Raw genomic sequence first — 17407 nt, 5'->3', positions numbered from 1 at the left:
CAGCGATATGTAACGGAGTGTACGTGTTTGGTCCATGAGTCAGACGTTTGGGGATTCGGCAAAGCAATCCGCCGTGAAATTTTGACTACTTTTTATACGAAAATAACATTTTCATATCATGTGGTGACCATAAGGCCATGTTGGTTTTGAACATCCTCTAGTATCGAATACTTTTAAAAGATATGAAATGTATATCAAAAGGAGGAAATACATGAATACAAAAAAACAAATCATAACCGGATTTACAGGCGCTTTCCTGGCAGCAGCAGTATTGGCCGGTTGTGGAGCAAATGCATCCAACCCGGCTCAGGATTCCGGAGACAAAAACATAACGATCGGCTACGTGAATTGGACAGAAGATGTAGCAACTACGTATTTATGGAAAGACCTGTTAACGGAAAAAGGGTACCATGTAACACTCAAAAATTTATCATTAGGTCCCCTGTTCTCCGGTCTCTCGGAAAATGGAGTGAACGTCTTTTTTGACTCTTGGTTGCCAGAACAAAACCAATATATTGGAAAATATTCAGAAAACATTGAAAATCTGGGGCAATGGTACACGGGGGATACGAAAGAAGGGTTTGTTGTCCCCAGCTATATGAAGAATGTAAATTCCATTGCGGATTTGAAACAATACGCCGCAAACTTTAACAATCAAATTGTCGGCATCGACCCTGGCGCTGTGGAAATGCAGCTTTCACAAAAAGCAATCAGCGATTACGGATTGCCGCTTAAACTTGTAGAGAGTTCGGCACCGGCCATGTTAAGCTCACTGGAAAGGGCTTACAAAGAGCAAAAGCCAATCGTTGTCACACTCTGGAGCCCGCACTGGGCGTTCACCAAATACCATCTCAAATACTTGTCAGATCCAAAAGAAGTATTTGGAAAAGCAGGCCGAATTCAGACAGAAGCAAACAAGACTTGGGTGACAAGTCATCCGGAAGCTGCCAAATGGCTCAAAACCTTCAAATTGACACCCGGCCAATTAGGTACACTTGAAGAGGACATCAATCAAACAAACTCAACCGAACGGGGAGTAAAAAAATGGATTCACGACAATCAAAGCGTAATCAACACGTGGTTCCATTCCTAATCAACAGTCCTGGCAAGAGACCGAATCAACAGGCGAATCTCTACTTGCTTCAATAATAAAGAATCTCCCTCCAAAGCAATAAATTAACCCCTTTCCAAAACGCTTGGAAGGGGGTTAATTTTCCAGGATTCGATTTTCGATTTACTTGCCCAGAAAAGTATTTACATCCAAACATGCTAGCCAATCACAAAAGTTCCATACATTCCTTTTTGTGCATGACCGGGGTATTCACACAAGTAGTGAAACTCACCGCTCTGATCGGCTGTGAATGTTGTGGATGCTGTCGCAAATTGCGTATTGGTCGATTCCGGGATGGGATGAATAAACGAACCAGGGTAAATTCCTCCCGCCATCATGGACATGTACGGATATGGAGGAGAAGCCGGCGTGATCTCGAGCCCATGCGGCATATCGTTATCCTCGTTGATGAGCTCCAAAGAAACTTTTGCGCCTTTTTGAACATGGATGGCAGGATTGATCAATCCTCCCACGACAAAAGTGTCATCTTTCCGATTGGATGCGTCATTCATCTTTGCCAGCAGTACGATTTTCACATCATTTCCTTTATAAGTGATCGTATTTGCTTTTTTATCAATTACCGCGTTCTGCAACGAAGCATATACTTCTTTGTCCACATCTGTTGATGGAATTTGGGATACCTGAGTATTCCATCCCCCCATCATTCCTCCCATACCGCCGGAATAGCCGTTTCCAGCACCTGACACGCCACTCCCCATCATGCCGGAATAGCCGCTTCCTGTACCTGACACGCCGCTTCCCATCATGCCGGAATAGCCGCTTCCTGCACCTGATGCGCCGCTTCCCATCATGCCGAATCCGTTTTGATTGGAAATTGTAGAGTTTTGCACGCTCGACATTTGTGTATTGCTCGGTGTGAATGCTTGAGAAACTGCAAATTGGCCAATGACCACACCTGCAACTAACGCCGGTATTGCAATCAGAAGCTTCTTCATCTTTTATACCCCCATAGGTTTGTTATGTATTTATCGTAAACGGAAGTTATGAAGGAAATATGAATTTCTGGTGTAGAAGCTGTTTCACCTGTTTCCATTCATATCATCGAAGAAAAAAGGAAAAAGAAAAACTGGACGAGCATCAAATTGTTTGAGACATGCACAGATGCCCAGCAAGCATCATATACTGAAACACACGCGGTTGGGTGTGATTCACAACTTGGAGGTGACAGCAGCATGCCCGGAATTATAACGGCGTTGGCGTTATTGCTGAGAGAGCTTACTGTTTTTGTGTCGTATATAAAAAATAACGCATTCCCACAGCCATTATCCGAGCAGGAAGAAGCAGAATGTCTGAAACGAATGGAACAAGGTGATGAAAACGCCCGAAACTTACTCGTCGAACATAACCTTCGGCTAGTCGCACATATTGTCAAAAAATTTGAAAATACAGGCGAAGACAGTGAAGATTTAATTTCGATCGGTACGATTGGTTTAATCAAGGCCATTGAAAGTTTTCAATCCAATAAAGGGACAAAATTGGCAACATATGCAGCAAGATGTATCGAAAATGAGATTCTCATGCATTTGCGTTCATTGAAAAAAACCCGCAAAGACGTATCCCTGCATGACCCGATTGGCACGGATAAAGAAGGCAATGAAATCACATTGATCGACGTTCTCGGCTCAGACTCCGATGAAGTTGTAGATGAAGTCCAATTAAAATTGGAAAAGGTAAAAATATACAATCACCTCTCCCTTTTGGATGAGCGGGAACAGGAAGTGATTCGTGGACGCTTCGGACTGCCGGATGGCGATGAAAAGACACAACGAGAGATTGCGGAGGAGTTAGGCATATCGCGATCCTATGTGTCGCGGATCGAAAAACGCGCGCTGACGAAACTGTTGCATGAATTGCGCCCAAAGCAAGACCGCAAAACGGAACGAAGCTATAAGTGATTATAATTGCTTATATAATGATAGGGAGAAACCTCCGGATTGACATCCTGCTGATATCCGGAGGTTTCTGATAGTTCTATGTTTGATATCCAAAGTTTTTTGACAGTTCCTTATAAAAATCTATTAAATATTGACTTCTTTCATCGTTTTCGCTCGCAGGTATTGAATTTGAAAAGCCAACCACTGTTACAACACCTAGCAATTGTTTTCTGTAGTTAAAAATAGGGAATGAAACGGATGAAACCGATTCAACAACTAGTTCCCGAGCAAACGCTAAGCCACTATTTCTGACATCTTTTAATTCACCAAATAGTTGTTTTTTCGTTTGATCGGAAAGAGTTTCTAATTCTGCAGTTGCCCATATATTCGTTTCCGCTTCATCTTTAAACGCAAAAAAAATTTTACCCGTTGCAGACAGGATGGTCAACATGGTTCCTACTTGGGCTCCAATATTTAATCCTTGGTTATTATTTAACATTTTGACTACCATAGGGCCATTAGGAGTCCAAGTCGAGAAAAGAATCGTGTTCTGTGTTCTTCGACTTAATTCCTGTAAAAATGGTGTAATCCGTTCCACCACATTCTCCTGACTTGCAGCAGTCATTCCATATTCGATCAACTTGCTTCCCAAAGTATAAGACCCATCCCGTTCTTTGTACAAAATGCCCAGTTGCGTCAATGTGTTCAGATATTTATACAAATTACTTTTTGTTATTTTTGAAATTTCGTAAATATCCGTAAATTTTACTGGTTTTCCTTGTTTTGCAACAATATCCACAATATTCATTCCTACTTGCAAAGACTGTATCATTGATCCATCTTTAATAATTTCCATATTTATATCTCCTGAATACATACATATATTTCAATACGTTGTTCGTAAAGCATAAATGAAAAACGAAGCCGACAATCCATATGATGAAGTGCCGGCATTGAACCAGGATATATTCACTGTAATCTAAATTACTATCGTTAAGCCTCTATACTATTTTACATAATAACCAGTAAGCGGAGGGATCTGCTTGGAAACTATTTTTCCGTCTTTTATAATTTCTTTGCCATCCAGCTTGATTGTTGGATACCAGAATATATTATCAAAATGCCCGTTTACTTTTAATGTCCCCCCCATAGTCGACTCATTATTTCCCATACCAACGTGACCAGTTCCATATATAGATTCATCTTCAATAAATTGCCCACGCAGCTTTGCTTTTGGATTAAGCCCGATCCCTAATTCCGCTACTTGACAAATATCGGGATCACCTACTTCGTCAATACGCATTTGTAATGCTACTGCATCCCTTTTTCCATCAATTTTTACAATTTTCCCGTTTTCTACTGTAAGAATAATAGGATCATTTAACACACCAACAGCAGACTGGGCAGCATCCACCACAATGACTCCCTGAGTAGTACCTTCCAATGGGGCAATATTTGCTTCTACACAAGGTGGAGCAGCAAAGTTATCGCCATATTCTTTGAATCCCTTATGCAACCAACCATGTTCAAGATCTATATTGAACCGCCCTTTTAAATTAAACCAGAGGTTTGTGCCAGCTGGTGTGGTTACTTCAGCTTCATTCGCCTCTGTTAGCATTTGGTTCACAGTCATTACAGTTTCTTTAACTTCCGCAAAAGGTGTTTCGACCATTGTACGTGCGAATACTTCATCATCGGCAGAAGGAATGGTCAAACATCTTACACCTAATCGGCTGGCATCACGACGAGCCTGCGTATGACTCATCGACCAAACTGTCGGCATGAAAACCACATCTACGGATTTCATTGCTTCAGCCACTGCTTTCGATGGATTTTGTCCATGTAATCGCCCATATAATGGCATAACAATTGTATTCACATGTTTCGTGATGGTAAGAGATGCCGCCATAATTGCTTCTGCATATTTTACACAAGCTGTATCCGTAATAATAAGTACATCTTCACCTGGTTCTACTTTAGCACACTCTGTTACAAGACGATATGCCCCGCGAAAAATATCTGGACGTATTTCCATGAATACCAATCCTTTCATTTGAATATAACTTTCGGAAAATTATATCTCGTAAATTATTTTACAAGTTGAAATTTTCCGTTCTTGACAACAGTAAATAAGAGTTTCATAGATGAAGGATCAGGAACACGTTGCTTATTAAACGTGATAACACCGGTAGCCCCTTTGAAATTTTTGGTTTTCGCCAATGTATCACGAATGGCGGAACGGTCGATTTTACCTGCTTTCTTGACAGCATCAGCAAAAATCATTAATGCGTCATACGAATAGGGAGCCCAACTATCCGTATCTTTGTTATATGTTTTTTTGAAATCTGTTACAAATTTGCGAGTTCCACTGTAATTGCTGTCCGGGTGGAACCAAGTCGCGACATAAACACCTTCTGCACTTTTACCCGCCAATCTAATAAAATCAGGAGCGTATATTGCATCAGAACCTACTGTCAAAAGATGTAGACCCATTTTATCCGCTTCCGAGACAATTTGAGCGCCCGTGGAATATAAGGTAAATAGTACCAGTGCATCCGGTTTTGCTTGTTTAGCAGCATCCAACATGACATGGAAATCCTGTTGGACACCAGGTGTTATACTTCCCTTATAGACGATTTGAGCGCCTATTCTATCTGCAGTCTTTATAGCGTCATTTGTTATTCCGTTGCCATAATCATCGTTATCGTAGAAAATAGCCAAACGTTTTTTGTGTTTTTCTTGAACAAGCCATTTAATGATGCCTGCTCCTTGAGCTGTATTTGTAACGTTCACCCGGAATATATAATTTCCGGCACTTGTTGCTTTAGGGGTCGTTGAAGCAACTGCAATTTCTGGTATACCTGCTTTTTGATAAATCGGGGATGCAGCCATCGTGGCACTAGATGTAAAATGTCCAATGATTCCCACTACATTGCTGTCAGTTGAAATTCGTTGTGCGATATTGACGGCTTCTTTTGGGTCTCCCTTATCATCTTCAAAATCCAGTTCAATTTTTTTCCCTAACAGGCCTCCTTTTTTGTTGATTTCATTTGCAGCCATTTGCGTGCCCTCTTTCATACTTTCACCGAATTGTGCCGAACTTCCCGTCATAGGACCTGCTACAACAACCTTTATCGTGTCGTTGGATTTCCCGCAGGCTGACAGTATCAAAGAAGTACTTAGTGCAAGAGCTAAAAACATATGCCCAATTATTTTTTTCATTTCCATTCTCCCCCCGCTTAAGTGGCAATTCCTCCAAAATACGCAGAGACAAGATCCTCCGTGTCTAGCAAAGACTGAGCAGATCCTTGAAGCACCACCTCCCCGTGTTCGAGCACATATGCATAATCTGCATATTGAAGCGCTAAATTTGCATTTTGTTCCACCAAGAGAATCGTTGTGCCATCTCTAATCTTGGAAATTGCTTGAAAAATACGTTCAACGACAATTGGCGCCAAACCCATCGATGGTTCATCCATTAATAAAATCTTCGGGTTAGCCATTAATGCACGCCCAATTGCAAGCATCTGTTGCTGTCCACCACTTAAATTTCCACCCCAGTGGTTGAGACGCTCGACCAGTTCAGGAAATAAAGTGAATACCCGTTCAAGATTATTACGCTTTCTTTTAGGACTATCCTCAAGATATGCTCCCATTTCCAAGTTTTCTTTCACGGTTAGTTGAGGAAAAATTCCCCTCCCTTCCGGTACGGGAATAATGCCGGCTTTTGCAATCTGATGGGGTTGCTTTTTTAATAAATCGATTTCATTTAATGTTATAGAACCTCCCGATATAGGAAGTAGGCCCGATATCGCACGCAGAGTTGTGGTTTTGCCAGCTCCGTTCGGCCCGATCAAGCACACGATCTGACCATTTCTAACCTGAAGAGATATATTATGGACGGCGACAATATTTCCATAACTCACTTTAAGATTATGAATGCTTAACATGTGCATTCTTCCCCAAATACGCTTCAATTACTTCTTCGTTTTGTCTTACTAGTGCAGGAGATCCTTCAGCAATCTTCTTTCCATAATTTAAGACAATGATCGTATCGCAAATAGACATTACGAAACCCATATCATGCTCAATCAGCAACACTGATACCCCCTCAGAAACAATTGATTTGATAAACTCGGCTAAATCATCTTTTTCAGATCGGTTCATACCTGCGACCGGCTCATCCATGAGAAGTATTTTAGGATTGGTTGCTAGAGCGCGGACAATCTCTAAACGGCGTTGTTCACCATAAGAAAGCGCGGATGCTTTATGGTTGCAGCGATGTAGCAATCCAACCCTTTTTAACAATTCATTTGCTAGTTGCAAACGCTCCGCTTCGATTTTTTGAAACGATCGCCGATGTAATATAACATCAACCATTGTGTAGGTTGCACGTGTCCCTAATGTGACCATTACGTTTTCAAGAACTGTCAGATTGCCTAATAACCGTATGTTTTGGAATGTTCTTGCTATACCTATTTGGTTTGCCTGATATGGCTTAAAATCTGTAATGTCCTGCCCCCCTAAATAAATTCGCCCATTATCGGGTTTATACAGTTTTGAAATTAAATTGAATACTGTCGTTTTCCCCGCTCCGTTTGGTCCAATAATTCCGACAACAGTGCCATGTGGTACGGCAAACGAAAAATTATCGACTGCTCTTATGCCCATAAATCCCTTACTTAGCTCATTTACCTGTAACAAAGGATTGACTGTACTCATTTTTTCCCTACAATCCCTTCCGGACGATATAAAATCATAACCGCTAGAATGAATCCGTAAATTAACATACGATATTGGGCAACAGGCCGGAGAATCTCTGGCAATACGACGAGTAAAAATGATCCTAACAGCACTCCACGCAAACTGTCTTTTCCACCAATGATGACCATGGAGAGCACCAAAATGGATTCATCTAATGTAAAATTGTCTGGACTGATATAAGAAATGTAATGAGCAAAAAAGGATCCTGCAATTCCTGCAATTCCCGCGCTAATCATTAAGACGATAACCTTCTGTTTAAACACATGAATCCCCATGGTTCCGGCTGCGACCTCATCTTCTCTTACAGCTCGCCACATATAACCAAATCGACTTTTACGAAGAGCGTATAATATCCACAAAATCAAAGCCACAACTATCCAGATTAGGTAATAGAAATATTCCCTTTGTCCTAGATCAATAGAACCAATGTGAGGAGAAGGAATACTTTTAATCCCAAATGATCCGTTAGTTACAGATTGCCAGTTCAATAAAATACCGTAAACGATCTCTCCAAATCCTAGCGTTGCCAGACCAAAATAGTGCCCTTTTAGGCGAAGGGTAGGAACGCCTATTACTAACCCGGCAATCATGCAAACAACCACTACAATCGGCAATCCGATCCAAAAACCTAACCAAGTATTGGGGAAAATGCGGGTAGAAACAATGGCGCCAACGTATGCTCCTATGCCATAAAAACCTGCATGACCAAGTTGCAGTAAACCAGTTGTACCTAGTGCCAAGTCTAAACTGGAAGAAAGCAGAACATAGACGCCGATTAAAATTAGTATGTGTATGTAATATCCATCGATGATCCAAGGCAGAAACAGGAAACATATAAACAGTAAGGCGTACACTCCCCAAGTTAGCCTAGATGTCTGAAGGAACCGAACTTGTGTTGAGAGTCTCAAATCTATCAACCTCCCTTCTCGACTGACTTGCCAAAAATACCGAAGGGTTTAAACAAGAGTACTAAAATGAGCAGCGTGAAGGAAAAGACATCCGTATAAGATGTTGATACATATGCTTGAAGCAACCCTTCAAAAATCCCCAATATTAGTCCTCCAAAAATAGTCCCGTAAATGTTGCCTAAACCGCCAATTATGGAAGCAACAAATGCTTTAAGAGCAAGATTATATCCCATATCAAAGGTTATAGCCGAATAATACATAGCAATTAATATGCCTGCCAAGCCTCCAAGAGCTGAACCGATTGAGACAACCCATGTTATTGTGCGATTTGTGTTTACGCCTAAGGTTGATGCAACCTCCTGATTCATGCTGATGGCTCGAACGGCAATACCAATCTTCGTTCGTGTGATGATCAAATGTAAAACTACCATTAATAGAAAGAGGGTAATCGGGATCACTAGTCGCAAATGGTTACCAAGGATATTAGGAAACGGGAATGTTTTACTCCCCCAAACCAGCATGGCGAGATTACGCAAAACAATCGATAATGCGAGTGTGCTGATTAACTGGGCAATATGAGATGCTTTTCGGATCGGCCGAAACCCTATTCGATCAATAACGATTCCCAGGATTCCTGTTGCTATTACTGATAAAAGGAGAGCAGGATAGAAGCTAATCCCCAAAAATGACATTGCGGAAAATGCCAAAAAAGCTCCTATCATACAAACTTCACCGTGTGCAAAATTAATCAGACCTAACACCCCGTAAATAAGCGAGAATCCTAATCCTACTAATGCATAAACGGAGCCCATGTTAAGTCCGTTGAGAAGTTGTTCCAACAACATGGCAATCCTCCCTTAGCGGACAAAGTTTCGTTAATAGTTTCTATCAAAATTATTCGAATCTATTTTCTATTTCACACCCTTTTTTATTCTCTATATAGTGAATTAGTTCTTTATATGTATATTATATAAAATATTCAAAATTATTCAATGAATAATTTTCTACATATTTCGACAATTCAGAATATATGGATAAAATTTTTAAATCAATTAAAACTTGTTAGCAACAAGATTCAATTGGACGCAACACGGCGAAAACGTGTTATACTATGATCACGAGTTCATGACGGGAGAGAAAAACGATGGCAGATGAACGCTCTTGGGACTTAATTTATTCGGCCGTTATAGACTTGACTAAAGCCGTAAATGGTCTAAGAGAAGAAATGAACAACCGTTTTAAAGAAGTAAATTCCCGATTAGACCGTATTGAAGAGGGGCTAGACCGTTTGGAACATGACAACAAATATACTAAAATAAGATTGCATGATGTTGAAAACGAAATACGCTTCTTGAAGGAAACAAGACGGGTATAATGCCCGATTTTTTATATTTTTGGAGCCGTACAGGCAAAATGCAATATTTTGCGACTATCTTTTGACATGGAAAATGAGATTCTCGTGCATTTGCGTTCATTGAAAAAAACCCGCAAAGACGTATCCCTGCATGACCCGATTGGCACAGATAAAGAAGGCAATGAAATCACATTGATCGACGTTCTCGGCTCAGACTCCGATAAAATCGAAAAACGCGCGCTGACGAAACTGTTGCATGAATTGCGCCCTAAGCAAGACCGCAAAACGGAACGAAGCTATAAGTGATTATAATTGCTTATAAATGATAGAGAGAAACCTCCGGATTGACATCCTGCTGATATCCGGAGGTTTCTGGTTTTAAGAATATAGTGAGCATATGGCGCACCTCCTTTGTAATTGATAAAGCCCCTCCTGGGCTGAGGAGCCTGCTTACTTGCCGAGCAATCCGAGTCGATCTAAAATCACTGCCAATTGTTCCCGTGTCACCGGTGCTTTCGGATTGATGTGCCCCGCTGTATCTCCTACGATCGTCTTTTTCGCTTCAGCTTTTTTGATCGCCGCTGCCGCCCAAACGGAAACGGTTGGATCGTTATAAGCATTAAGCTGCTCCTGTAAAGCACGTACTTGATTTTGCAGCGTGATCATCTGTTGTTGCATTTCTGCAATCATTTGCAAGTCACCTCTTGAAAAATCGTATTGTTTTAACCCAAACTCGTCAATAATCGCAATGAGCTTATCAGCATAACCCGGGTCCGTTGCATAATGACATCGATACAATTGACGACAGGCTTCCTCTGGTGTTGCTGCTTCTCGTACAGGTGCGAAATTGTCCCGCAAAAGCACTTGTGCATGTCCGGCAATTGACTCGAAAAAATTATCGTATGCTGCAAACTGCACTTCGACCGTTGCCAATCGATCGTTATAGTATTCTTGTGTATCGCATAGAACGTGACCGTTTGGACCATTGCCTTGTACGCCGAAGAGGTTATACGATTGTTTGCCTGTGTACTTATCGACCGGAAGAAAGTTGCACCAACCGGTTTCCAGCGCCGCTTGCGCAATCGTAACAGATGCAAATACATTCGATTGAATCTGAAATTCTTGCGCAGCTTGGGCGATTGTGCTGATAAAATCTTGTGGCTGCATGATTAATCACCTTCATTCTTGACAGTTGCTTCTGCTTGCCGAAGTGTTTCACCCGCCTGCGGAACAGCATGAACGCCTTGTTTTGCAAGCTTCTGTATGAGCCATACTGGAAACGTAATTTCATGAATGCCCGTTCCGCTGCCGCCGCTTTCGTGATCGACGCCGGTGTGATGCTCCTGACAAAGCGTCATGCAGTTTCGCACATCATCGACCGACGTGATCGGTTGATTCTTCAACAATCGTCCATATCCGTAAACATCAAACGTTTCCACAAACTCTTTCAATTTGTCAAAGTCGCCGACATTTGCCAGACTCCACTCCAGTCCGACATGGTGTACTTGCAGGTTTTCCGTGGATCCGCATACCCAACACCGATAATGTCCGTCTGCTTTCAATCGTTCTTTTGATTTTCGAAATTCGGCAGATTCCGTCCGATTCACATGATCCGGAACGATCACGATTTCTTTTAACGTTCGTGTCATTACATGTTCTTGCACATCAGACATTCCTATCACCTCAAATCTATCAACCTCGTATATCATATGATGCTTGACTTTATTTTGCTGTGGACACCTTGTTTACTACATACGTGGATGTATCTGGCGTTTTCGACCGTTAATAACTTCCTATTTTCTTGAGCAGCTTGGATTGCGCCAGATCCTCCGGCGATGGATATCGAATGCCAGGACACAAATCAATTCCCGCTGCCTTGTATGCATCAGCCCAAAGCGTGGAGCAGATTCGCCGTTTCGTTTCTTTGTATGGGAAAACTTTATGCAAGAGATATCGTACGGCTTCCCAGAGGATTAAAATATAATCATATCTTGTACCAACTTCGGATAGAACGCATTCGATGATTGCTTGTCTCTGCTCATCGCTTAAACCTGCACAAGTAAAAATATCACTTTGGCCATAGTAGCAGTCCAACCCTTGGTAGCCTGTTTTTCGAAATCCTTGCGCTTCGATCAGTTCGTTTTCTTTTACAATTCCGGCAACGTGTGAATATTGACTGCTTGTAATGTCTTCGATCGCTTTTTCGAACCATGTGGTTCCACGGACAAATACAAGGTCGCCAGGACGTAAATTCATAGAAATCACCTGCCTTTCTTTATACTATGCATGTCCGGAAACATATGTTATCAAATCGAAACAGGCCATTGAATCAAATCTACCATTGAATCGCAAGATTCCTTCACCAGTTGCCTGTCATCTGCAAGTGTCTGCAGCCAGGCTGCGTGGCTCCGGACATGCAAGTCGGCTTGCCGCTTGCCTCGACCGGACTTTCTCTGATGCGTTGTGTCTACATTGGCCAGGCAGGCAAAAAGAAAAAGCTTCCATCTCATACGGAAGCTTTATTACTCGTCCAACAGAAATTTTTCTTTGATTTTTTTTGTCGGTACCATACAAGAATCTCTTTTTCCAAAAAGAATATAGCGCTTATTGGCAAACCAACGATAGCAAAAATCTCGAATTGCTTTAGGAATGAAGAGCAGTGGATAAAATGCTTTCCACAGCCCATCCAAATCTCGGCAAATTCGTAAAGCTGCGGTGGATTCCACATACCACCGTTCTCCCTCAATCAATACAATGGAATTTACATCCTTTTGAATAGCGAATTTCTCCAAGTAGTCCTGGCCTGTGTTTGATTGCAATGGCGCAAACCGATATCGGTCGTGCGAGTCATGCCGAATAATAAAACTGACGGAATGATTGCAAAAGTTGCACATGCCATCAAATAAGATAATCGCATGTTGTTCTTTCATCTCGTAAAGCAATCCACCTTAGACGAATTGTTAACCTTTATTATAAACCAGGAGATCCCTTGGCGGATACTTGGCAAGGAAATTTCGTTTGAAACACTGGCTACAACCGTATTTTTCTGTTCAATTTTGGAATGGTTTGAAGTACGGAACACTTGAATTGGGGTGGTTCTGTTCTTCGGACATAATAAATTCCTATTATCTACAAATCAACTGCATATCCCATGGAATAAATCCAAAGAAATTTGAAATGATAACCATACGAGGAGGTGATTGGATGCAACAACGTGACAATCGTTTTTTCAAGAAAAACCGTTATAAAACAAGCAGTGATTCCACAAATACGGGAATTACATTTCAACGCATAAATCATGAAGACAAACAGAATCTTATTTCGTACGATCTAAATATGAATCTATCCCTGCTTAAACAGCATTTTGCCAAATGTTCTGATATAGTGTATCGCGAATTTGTAATTCTAAAAAAAAAGAAAGCACTCTTACTTTATATCGATGGGTTAATCGATACAAATCAACTGGAGTTAAGTGTATTAAAACCGCTCATGACGGTCGAAGCGTCGGGAGACGAATCAGCATTCGATTTCAAACAATTTCTTGAACAAAACTTATCCGTCGCACAAACTTCGGAAGTTGGCGCATTCACTGAAGTCATAGATGATGTACTGGCAGCCAATGCGGTATTACTCGTTGATGGTGAAACATCTGCGATCGTATTGAGCACAAAAAAATGGAGTCAACGTTCTGTTGAAGAACCTCTGACGGAAGCTGTGATTCGCGGGCCAAGAGAAGGATTTACGGAAAACATTCGGACAAATACTGCCCTTTTGCGCAGGCGAATTCGGACAGAGAATTTAAAAATGGAATCCATGAAAATAGGAAGAGTCACAAAAACAGATCTTGTGATTGCTTACATTGATGGAATTGTTACAGACTCCGTTGTCACTGAGGTCAAAAATCGGCTTGGAAGAATTGATATAGATGGGGTATTGGAAAGCGGGTATATTGAAGAATTGCTGGAAGACAATCCGTTTTCGCCATTTCCGCAATTTCAAAATACGGAACGTCCGGATGCCGTAGCCGCCAATTTAATGGAGGGAAGGGTTGCAATCTTTATCGACGGCACACCTTTTGTAATCATGACACCCGTCAGTTTTTTCGGTTTTTTACAGGCGAGTGAGGATTATTACGAACGCTCCATGGTATCCATATTTATCCGCTGGGTGCGGTTTATCTTTCTGTTCATTGCACTTCTGTTGCCTTCGTTATATATTGCCATTACCACATATCATCAGGAAATGCTGCCGACAAATCTGCTGTTATCTGTTGCCTCATCCCGTGAGAGCAGCCCTTTCCCGGCATTTGTCGAGGCATTGATGATGGAAATTACATTTGAAGCATTGCGAGAAGCCGGCGTACGCTTGCCAAGACCTGTCGGGTCAGCTGTCAGCATTGTAGGAGCACTTGTTATCGGTCAAGCGGCTGTACAGGCAGGTATTGTTTCTGCTCCAATGGTTATCGTAGTGTCGATCACCGGTATCGCTTCGTTTATCGTTCCACGCTTTAATCTTGGAATCAGCATTCGGATGTTGCGTTTTCCAATCATGATACTTGCCGCGACACTTGGCCTATTCGGCATCGTGATCGGATTGCTGCTTATTCTTATCCATTTGTGCGGATTGCGATCACTTGGTGTTCCGTATTTGACGCCGGTTGCACCACTTACACTAAATAACTTGAAAGATACGTTCATCCGAGCACCACATTGGGCGATGGGATTACGCCCAAGACTTTTTGGGTATCAAAATCCGCAACGTCAAAAACCTGATTTAATGCCGCAACCTGATAAAAGGGAATAATATGGGAACCATATGTCATACAAATGGAGAGGTTGCTCATGATAAAAACGATTCATACATGTTGGATTGTGAGTGTCCTATCCCTATTTCTTACCGGATGTTGGGACCAGGTCGAAGTCAATGATCTGGCACTTGTCATGGCTGCCGGAATGGATACGGCGCCTGAAGGAAAAATACGGTTCACCTATCAGATTGCCATCCCGAAAGGCGGCGGGCAGGCTACACAGCAATCCCCTGGCAAAGAGACTTTTTTCGCGGACTCTGGCGTTGGATTTGACGATCGTGATGCCACCCAGACCATACAAGAAAAATTATCGAGGAAAATTTTTCTCTCACATCGACGAATCCTTATTATCGGAGAACAACTTGCACGCCAAGGAATTCAACCATATCTTGACAAATTAAGCCGCGATCGAAACTCTCGTTTGAATACATATGTGCTTGTGGCACGAGGAAGTACGGCCGCTGAGATGTTGCAAATTCCCTATCCTTATGAACAAGTACCTGCTGAGGCATTGCGAGAAATTGAGCACTCAAAAGTAGGACTGGAAATTTCTCTAAGAGATTTGATCGAAACGGTTGCGTCTGATACGATGTCACCCGTATTGCCCGCGATTGAAAAAGTTGCGCAAAGTGGGAACAATGGAACATCAACATTCCGTCTGAACGGTGCTGCCGTGTTTCATCATGACAGGTTGGTCGGGTGGCTGAATGATGGAACAACCCGAGGGCTCCTATGGTTACGCAAGCAAACACAACAAGCGATCATTACAGTACACGTAAAAACCAGAAATGGAAATGGTTATATAAGCTCAAATGTCATACAAGGCACGACAAACGTACTGGCAAAAAAAGAAAATGATAAGATCGTTCTATATGTAAAAGCGGATGCGGATGATGACATCATTGAAAACACAGCGGGATTGGATCTTACCAAGCCGCAAAACGTTTCATTTATTGAGCAGATGTTATCAAAAGATCTGCGCGACCGGATCCGAATCGCTCTTGATGAAATTCAGCATCGTTACAAATCGGATGTGGTTGACTTCGGCGAAGTGATCCATCGAACCTATCCAAAGGATTGGCAAGCACTCTCTAAAAATTGGGATCAAGAGTTTCCCAACCTGAAAGTGGTGATTCAAACAAAAGTCAAAGTTCATCGTATCGGGCTGGTCGGGCATATAAAGTGATGTTTACGGATCGGGAGGAGTTTTTCAAATGGCTGTCATACCTTTCTTTGTTTTTTCATTCGTCATTGCTTTGCTGGTTGATTTTCCGGCACTCAAGCAGAATAGCAACAAAAAACAGTGGCTGGTATACGTTACACTGCTTGGGATCGGAGAGATCTTTGCAGCCATTTATATGGTAGGGTCAGATTTACCGAGTCCCGTACGATCACTCGAAATATTTGTGAATCCTGTAAGTACCCTGCTGTGGGGGCAAACATGGTAAATGGTTCAAAAATCGTTTCCAACCTGCAATTCCTTATGATGATGATCGGCTTTGTTACACCATTTGGCCATTTTGTCTATATTGCTTTGGTCTTTCATGATGCGGGCAAGGATGCTTGGCTATCACTCGTATGCAGTGCGCTTTTGGGTGCTGGAATCGTTTATTTGCACTTCAAGTCGGCCGCCCGCCAGCCCGATCTCTCTCTTATCACATATTCAGTGAAAGTTTTCGGAAATTGGGTAGGAGGTATGATCGGAAGTATTTATATTGTGTTTTTTCTGCTCTCAACTTCTATCACCATTCACATATTTGTACAGTTTGTCAGTCTTTTGTTTCCACTGACACCACATGCCGTGTTTACGTTTATTTTTATCTTTGTTATCGCATATGTGCTTTATTCCGGAGTGGAAGTATTGGCACGCTCGATCCAACTGAGTTTGCCATTCCTGATGATCTTGGGTTTGGTCGCCAGTCTACTTGTGGCAAAGGACCGCGATTTCTCTCAAATCTTGCCGATTCTGGAGAATGGTGTTTTCCCTGCATGGCAAGGATGCTTGATTTTTGTTGCCATGTTTGCGGAACTTGTCGTGTTTCGCATGCTGATCCCGCATACAAACGAACCACAAAAACTGCCGAAACAAGGACTCCTTGTCATGGGCATACTTCTATTGATGTTTATGGGGCCTACCACAGGCCCCATCACGTTATTCGGAGAGGATTTGGCAAAAAGTTTGCTCTATCCGACTTTTGAGGAAATCCGCTATATAGATGTTGCAGATTTTATTCAGCGAATCGATATTTTTGGCCTTTTTCTCTGGATTATCGGGACGTACTATCGTGTGTCCATTTTCCTGTTTGGTGCAGCCAAAGGGTTGGCAGATCTGATGAAAGCAAACAAGGACATTACGTATGTGCTGCCGGTCATTCTTTGTACTTTTGCCATGGAGCAAAGTTTAAAATCCTACACACCGGGCGAAATGTACAAATTTTTGATCATGGGCTATGTACCCATCAGTCTATTTGTCGGAATAGCTCTTCCTTTCTTTACAGATATCGTGAGTCTGATCAGAAGCAGTTGGAAGCCGAAATGGAATATTGCAAAACGATAAGTAAAAAATCC

The 17407-nt window shown here is 41.9% G+C and carries 20 protein-coding genes and 1 pseudogene; 8 read left to right on the top strand and 13 right to left on the bottom strand.

Annotated features, from left to right (window positions below):
- Nucleotides 1-211 precede the first annotated feature (211 nt).
- Entirely contained in the window at nt 212-1093 is an 882-nt protein-coding gene (locus LSG31_RS13135) for a glycine betaine ABC transporter substrate-binding protein (RefSeq protein WP_347435555.1), read from the top strand.
- Nucleotides 1094-1269: 176 nt separating this feature from the next.
- Here LSG31_RS13135 and LSG31_RS13130 read toward each other — a convergent pair whose 3' ends face one another.
- On the bottom strand, nt 1270-2067 hold the full coding sequence (locus LSG31_RS13130) for a cupredoxin domain-containing protein (RefSeq protein ID WP_347435554.1): 798 nt from the start codon (nt 2065-2067) through the stop codon (nt 1270-1272).
- A gap of 237 nt (nt 2068-2304) precedes the next feature.
- Between LSG31_RS13130 and sigK the strand changes: the two genes are divergently transcribed.
- Nucleotides 2305-3027 (top strand): RNA polymerase sporulation sigma factor SigK, encoded by a 723-nt coding sequence (gene sigK, locus LSG31_RS13125; protein WP_347435553.1) that lies wholly within the window; start codon nt 2305-2307, stop codon nt 3025-3027.
- Nucleotides 3028-3103: 76 nt separating this feature from the next.
- Here sigK and LSG31_RS13120 read toward each other — a convergent pair whose 3' ends face one another.
- The 7 genes from LSG31_RS13120 to LSG31_RS13090 all read right to left on the bottom strand — a co-directional run bounded on the left by LSG31_RS13120 (nt 3104) and on the right by LSG31_RS13090 (nt 9523).
- Entirely contained in the window at nt 3104-3862 is a 759-nt protein-coding gene (locus tag LSG31_RS13120) for an IclR family transcriptional regulator (protein ID WP_347435552.1), read from the bottom strand.
- A gap of 150 nt (nt 3863-4012) precedes the next feature.
- On the bottom strand, nt 4013-5041 hold the full coding sequence (locus LSG31_RS13115; protein ID WP_347435551.1) for an aminopeptidase: 1029 nt from the start codon (nt 5039-5041) through the stop codon (nt 4013-4015).
- A 53-nt stretch (nt 5042-5094) separates the two neighbouring features.
- Complete coding sequence (locus LSG31_RS13110) at nt 5095-6228, bottom strand: ABC transporter substrate-binding protein (RefSeq protein ID WP_347435550.1); 1134 nt, start codon at nt 6226-6228, stop codon at nt 5095-5097.
- A 17-nt stretch (nt 6229-6245) separates the two neighbouring features.
- Nucleotides 6246-6956, bottom strand: a complete 711-nt coding sequence (locus tag LSG31_RS13105) for an ABC transporter ATP-binding protein (protein ID WP_347435549.1) — start codon at nt 6954-6956, stop codon at nt 6246-6248.
- Nucleotides 6940-7728 (bottom strand): ABC transporter ATP-binding protein, encoded by a 789-nt coding sequence (locus LSG31_RS13100; protein WP_347435548.1) that lies wholly within the window; start codon nt 7726-7728, stop codon nt 6940-6942. The genes LSG31_RS13105 and LSG31_RS13100 overlap by 17 nt, the downstream gene beginning before the upstream one ends.
- Nucleotides 7725-8678, bottom strand: coding sequence for a branched-chain amino acid ABC transporter permease (locus LSG31_RS13095; RefSeq protein ID WP_347435547.1), 954 nt, complete (start codon nt 8676-8678; stop codon nt 7725-7727). The genes LSG31_RS13100 and LSG31_RS13095 overlap by 4 nt, the downstream gene beginning before the upstream one ends.
- 5 nt (nt 8679-8683) lie before the next feature.
- Nucleotides 8684-9523 carry a branched-chain amino acid ABC transporter permease gene (locus LSG31_RS13090; RefSeq protein ID WP_347435546.1) on the bottom strand — a complete coding sequence of 280 codons (840 nt, stop codon included), beginning with the start codon at nt 9521-9523 and terminating at the stop codon, nt 8684-8686.
- 299 nt (nt 9524-9822) lie between these two features.
- On the opposite strand from LSG31_RS13090, the gene LSG31_RS13085 reads away from it, so the two are divergent.
- Together LSG31_RS13085 and LSG31_RS13080 are read left to right on the top strand one after the other, a co-directional pair.
- Complete coding sequence (locus LSG31_RS13085; protein WP_347435545.1) at nt 9823-10053, top strand: hypothetical protein; 231 nt, start codon at nt 9823-9825, stop codon at nt 10051-10053.
- 66 nt (nt 10054-10119) lie between these two features.
- Nucleotides 10120-10338, top strand: a pseudogene (locus LSG31_RS13080) (RNA polymerase subunit sigma-70); the annotation flags it as partial.
- Between the two features lie 144 nt (nt 10339-10482).
- Here LSG31_RS13080 and LSG31_RS13075 read toward each other — a convergent pair.
- From LSG31_RS13075 to LSG31_RS13055, 5 genes are all read right to left on the bottom strand, one after another.
- Complete coding sequence (locus LSG31_RS13075) at nt 10483-11199, bottom strand: glycoside hydrolase family 73 protein (protein WP_347435544.1); 717 nt, start codon at nt 11197-11199, stop codon at nt 10483-10485.
- Nucleotides 11200-11201: 2 nt separating this feature from the next.
- Nucleotides 11202-11705 carry a hypothetical protein gene (locus LSG31_RS13070; RefSeq protein ID WP_347435543.1) on the bottom strand — a complete coding sequence of 168 codons (504 nt, stop codon included), beginning with the start codon at nt 11703-11705 and terminating at the stop codon, nt 11202-11204.
- A gap of 109 nt (nt 11706-11814) precedes the next feature.
- Nucleotides 11815-12288: a YiiX/YebB-like N1pC/P60 family cysteine hydrolase gene (locus LSG31_RS13065; RefSeq protein WP_347435542.1), complete on the bottom strand. Its 474-nt coding sequence runs from the start codon at nt 12286-12288 to the stop codon at nt 11815-11817.
- Nucleotides 12289-12338: 50 nt separating this feature from the next.
- Complete coding sequence (locus LSG31_RS13060; RefSeq protein ID WP_347435541.1) at nt 12339-12542, bottom strand: hypothetical protein; 204 nt, start codon at nt 12540-12542, stop codon at nt 12339-12341.
- Between the two features lie 12 nt (nt 12543-12554).
- Entirely contained in the window at nt 12555-12962 is a 408-nt protein-coding gene (locus LSG31_RS13055; RefSeq protein ID WP_347435540.1) for a thiol-disulfide oxidoreductase DCC family protein, read from the bottom strand.
- 274 nt (nt 12963-13236) lie between these two features.
- On the opposite strand from LSG31_RS13055, the gene LSG31_RS13050 reads away from it, so the two are divergent.
- The 4 genes from LSG31_RS13050 to LSG31_RS13035 are packed head-to-tail and all read left to right on the top strand — an operon-like array spanning nt 13237 to nt 17396.
- A complete protein-coding gene (locus tag LSG31_RS13050; protein ID WP_347435539.1) occupies nt 13237-14835 on the top strand; it encodes a spore germination protein in 1599 nt (532 codons plus the stop codon).
- Nucleotides 14836-14873: 38 nt separating this feature from the next.
- The gene (locus tag LSG31_RS13045) at nt 14874-16025 is read left to right on the top strand and encodes a Ger(x)C family spore germination protein (RefSeq protein WP_347435538.1); all 1152 of its coding nucleotides are present in this window, start codon (nt 14874-14876) and stop codon (nt 16023-16025) included.
- A gap of 28 nt (nt 16026-16053) precedes the next feature.
- Nucleotides 16054-16287: a hypothetical protein gene (locus LSG31_RS13040; RefSeq protein ID WP_347435537.1), complete on the top strand. Its 234-nt coding sequence runs from the start codon at nt 16054-16056 to the stop codon at nt 16285-16287.
- Nucleotides 16281-17396, top strand: coding sequence for a GerAB/ArcD/ProY family transporter (locus LSG31_RS13035; protein ID WP_347435536.1), 1116 nt, complete (start codon nt 16281-16283; stop codon nt 17394-17396). Before LSG31_RS13040 ends, LSG31_RS13035 begins: the two co-directional genes overlap by 7 nt.
- The last annotated feature ends 11 nt before the right edge of the window (nt 17397-17407 follow it).

This window comes from Fodinisporobacter ferrooxydans (assembly GCF_022818495.1).
GTDB lineage: Bacteria > Bacillota > Bacilli > Tumebacillales > MYW30-H2 > Fodinisporobacter > Fodinisporobacter ferrooxydans.
This window is presented reverse-complemented; position numbering and strand designations above follow the sequence as displayed.